Source organism: Streptomyces sp. SID3212 (genome assembly GCF_009865405.1).
Classification (GTDB): Bacteria; Actinomycetota; Actinomycetes; order Streptomycetales; family Streptomycetaceae; genus Streptomyces.
Genome location: NZ_WWJY01000593.1, coordinates 1 through 3644 on the forward strand (window position 1 = coordinate 1; position 3644 = coordinate 3644).

Sequence of the window (3644 nt, forward strand, 5' to 3'; positions counted from 1 at the left end):
ACGGTACGGATCTGGGTCGACGCCGACGGCAGGCCCGCGCCCCCGCCCGCCACGCGCGATGAGGCGGCCTTCCACGCGGTGGTCCTCGGCGCTCTGGCCGGCCTCGCGAGCGGCGGTACGGTCCTGGGCCTCGGGGCCCTGGCCCGGCACCGGCTGCACCGGCGGCGGATGCTGCGATGGTCGCGGGAGTGGGACCGTATCGCTCCCGAGTGGAGCCGCGGGACGCTCTGACGGTCGGGGGACGCTCCGTCGCGGGGCTCTCCGACGGTTGTCCGTCCGCCCGTTGGGTAAGAAGCGTGGACCGGCACGCCCCGCTTCCCGGCGGTGCGGACGCCATCAGGCTTTCCCCGGACGAGGAGACGACCGATGACGCGGATCAGAATCACCCCCCGTGCCCCGCGCCCTCAGCAGCCCCCGCCCCTCGACCTGCGGACTCCGTCCGGCCGCCCGCTGCCCTACTGAACGGGTTCCGGCCCCGTACCGGTCACTCCCCGGGTCCCGTGACCGCCCGCGTGGCCAGGAGGAGGGCGACGTCGTCCTCCTGGCCCTGCCGGTCCTCGATGCTCGCGACGATGTGCTCCGCCATGGCGTCGAGATCGAGGGGCCCGGTGTCCAGAAGCGCCTGGATCTGGCGCTCGCCCGACTCCATGTCGGTGTCGTGGAACTCCAGCAGCCCGTCGGTGCACAGGAGGAGCGTCTCCTCGGGACCGAGGCGGAAGCGGCCGGCGGGGTACGGCCCTTCGCTGAGGTCCGACAATCCGAGGGGCAGGCCGCCCGCCACCTCCAGGAGGGTGCTCTCCCCGGCGGTCCTGAGGTGCGGGGACGGGTGCCCGGCGCGGACGACCTCCGCCTCCCCGGTCGCCGGGTCGAGGCTGACGTACAGACACGTGGCGAGGCGCTCGGTGTCGAGGTCGTGCAGGAACGCGGACGTCCGGGACATCAGCGCCGACGGCGTGTGCCCCTCGGCGGCGTAGGCGCGGAACACCGTCCGCAGCTGCCCCATGACGGCGGCGGCCTGGATGTCGTGTCCCTGCACGTCACCCACCACCAGCCCGACCTTTCCGCCGGGGAGCGGCAGGACGTCGTACCAGTCGCCCCCCACCTGGTGACCGGCGCGCGCCGGGCGGTACCGCGCCGCGACCCGCAGCCCCGGCACGTCCTCGATCCTGGCGGGCAGCATCGCCTCCTGGAGGCCCACCGCCATCGCGTGCTCCTCGTCGTAGAGCAGGGCCCGCTGGAGCGACTGGGCGACGGTGGCCGAGAGAGCCAGCAGCAGATACTGCTCCTCGGGGGAGAAACCGTCCTTTTCCTCGTACAGAATCGCCAGTACGCCGGTGAGTCTGGCCTGCGCCATGAGAGGAAGAACCGCGGAGGCGGTGAAATCCGTGGTCTTGATGTACGGCCACAGCATCGGGTACGAGGCCTCGATCTCGGCCCGTGTGATGAACAGCGGATTCTGGTCCTGGAACACCGCGGCGATGGGCCGCTCGTCGTCGAGGCGGCCGAATTCCAGATCGCGGATGTAGTCCGGGGGCATTCCGGCGGCGGCGAGGCGGCGCAGCCTGTTCTGTTCGAGAACCGTGAGCGATATCCCCACGGCACCCACCGGACCCAGGATCTCGTTGCTCGTCAGTGCCCCCAGCACGTCCTGCACACTGAGCGCCTGGGACAGCGCGGTGGTCGTCGCCTGGACCACCCCGGCCTGGTGCCGCCGGTCGGACTCCAGAATGGCCTTGCGTTCCGCGTACTGCAGCTCGGTGCGGATCACACCGACCGCGCGGACCGCCCTCCCGGCGTCGTCGCGGCGGATGGCGGCCTGCGTGTGGACCCACCGGATTGTGCCGTCCGGGTGGCGGACACGGAAGTAGCTGCCGTAACTCATGGAATACCGCGAGTCCGCGAAGACCTCGGCCGCCCGCTCCCGTATCTCGTCCAGTTCCTCCGGCATGATCCGTTCGTAGAGGGTGGTCATGAGTCCGTCGAACTCATTTTCCTTCAGGCCGAATATGGAGAGAGCACTGGAATCGAGAAGGATCCGGTCGGAATCGAGGTCCCACGCGAATCCGCCGATGCCGTTCAATTCCAGCGCCATCGACAATTCCGCCCGCAGGTCGGCTTCGAGTTCGTCGGACGACGCGTTACCCGGCGCCGGGTTCCTGTCGTGTTCCATGTGACCTCCGGTTTTTCCAGTGTAGTCCGGGGGCAGGAAGGGGCCCTGGGCAGCCGCGTACGGCTCCGACCAGCGGAAAAGCGGACGGCAGCCGCCCGGCGGTGTAACGGCGGGGGCGCCACCGTTCGGGGGAGATCGACGCGGCGCGCGTGTGGAGGACCGGGGGCGTGTCGAGGGTAGGGCCATGACCCTGCCCCGATTCGCCCCCATGCTCGCGACGCCGGGCGGCCTGCCCCCGGCGGCCGAGGAACGGTTGTGGTCCGCGGAGACCAAGCACGACGGCCAGCGCGCGCTGATCTACCTGCCGGGCGACGGTTCCGTGGTGCTGCGTTCCCGGTCGGGCGCCGACATCACCCCCGCCTACCCCGAGCTGCGCGTGCTGGGCACCGCCCTCCCCACCGGCGTGTCGGCGGTGCTGGACGGGGAGATCGTGGCGCTGGACGACCAGGGGCGCCCGGACTTCGAACGCCTCCAGGCCCGGATGGGACTGGCCGGATCACCCGCGAAGGCCGTGAGCCTGGCCCGTACCGTACCCGCCCATCTCATGCTCTTCGACGCGCTCCACCTCGGCGGGCGTCCGCTCCTCCGCGTCCCGTACGCCGACCGCCGCCACGAGTTGGAAGGGCTACGGCTCCTCGGTCCCTCCTGGTCGACGCCGGGCGCGATCGTCGGACACAGCGCACAGGCGCTGGAGACGACGCGCGAGCACGGCCTGGAGGGCATCATCCGCAAGCGGCTCACCTCCGTGTACGAGCCCGGCGTGCGCTCCCGCGCCTGGATCAAGATCCGTAACGTGCGGACCGTGGACGCGATCGTCGGCGGCTGGGTCCCGGGCCGGGGCCAGCTCGGCGGGCTCCCGGGGGCCGTCCTCGTGGGACGCCGGGAGGAAGGCGGCCTGCGGTACATGGGGAGCGTCGGCACCGGATGGAGCGACCGTGAACGGACCACGCTCGCCCAGCTGTTGCACACCGCGGAGATCGACCACTGCCCCTTCGACCGGGTGCCCCGCGTCGCGGGCGCCCGCTGGGTCCTGCCGCGCCTCGTCGGCGAGGTCACGTACAGCGTCCGCACCCGGGCCGGCCTCCTGCGCCAGCCGTCGTGGCACCGGCTGCGCCCCGACCTCGCGCCGGAGGACACCACCGACTGACGCGCCCGCACGCCGCCCGCACCCTCCCGTCGGCGTGCGGACGGCCGGAGGCCGCCTCCCTGTCGCTGTTGAGACATGTCGCAACAGCGACACCGGGAAGCAGTGACAGCCCTTTCCGCTCTACCGGATTCTGTCGTTCAGCGCGTGACAGCGGCGTCGGGCGAGCTGGAACGACCGGAACGAAAGGGCCCTGATGATGAGATGGATCCGCCTGTCGGCGGCTGTGTCGACCGCTCTGCTGGTGACCGGGGGGATCGTGTCGCCGGTCTCGGCGCGGCCGGGACCCGTAGACGCGGCGCCGCCGGCCGCCGCCGGCCACCCCGCGCC

The 3644-nt window shown here is 71.8% G+C and carries 2 protein-coding genes and 1 pseudogene; 2 read left to right on the forward strand and 1 reads right to left on the reverse strand.

The features are described from left to right. Positions 1 to 231: pseudogene (locus GT042_RS17820) on the forward strand (hypothetical protein); the annotation flags it as partial. Between the two features lie 253 nt (positions 232 to 484). On the opposite strand, the gene GT042_RS17825 reads toward GT042_RS17820, so the two are convergent. Beyond that, the gene (locus tag GT042_RS17825) at positions 485 to 2170 is read right to left on the reverse strand and encodes a SpoIIE family protein phosphatase (RefSeq protein ID WP_161309704.1); all 1686 of its coding nucleotides are present in this window, start codon (positions 2168 to 2170) and stop codon (positions 485 to 487) included. A 184-nt stretch (positions 2171 to 2354) separates the two neighbouring features. Here GT042_RS17825 and GT042_RS17830 point away from each other — a divergent pair, with 184 nt between their 5' ends. Continuing rightward, positions 2355 to 3317: an ATP-dependent DNA ligase gene (locus tag GT042_RS17830; RefSeq protein ID WP_161309705.1), complete on the forward strand. Its 963-nt coding sequence runs from the start codon at positions 2355 to 2357 to the stop codon at positions 3315 to 3317. Positions 3318 to 3644 lie beyond the last annotated feature (327 nt).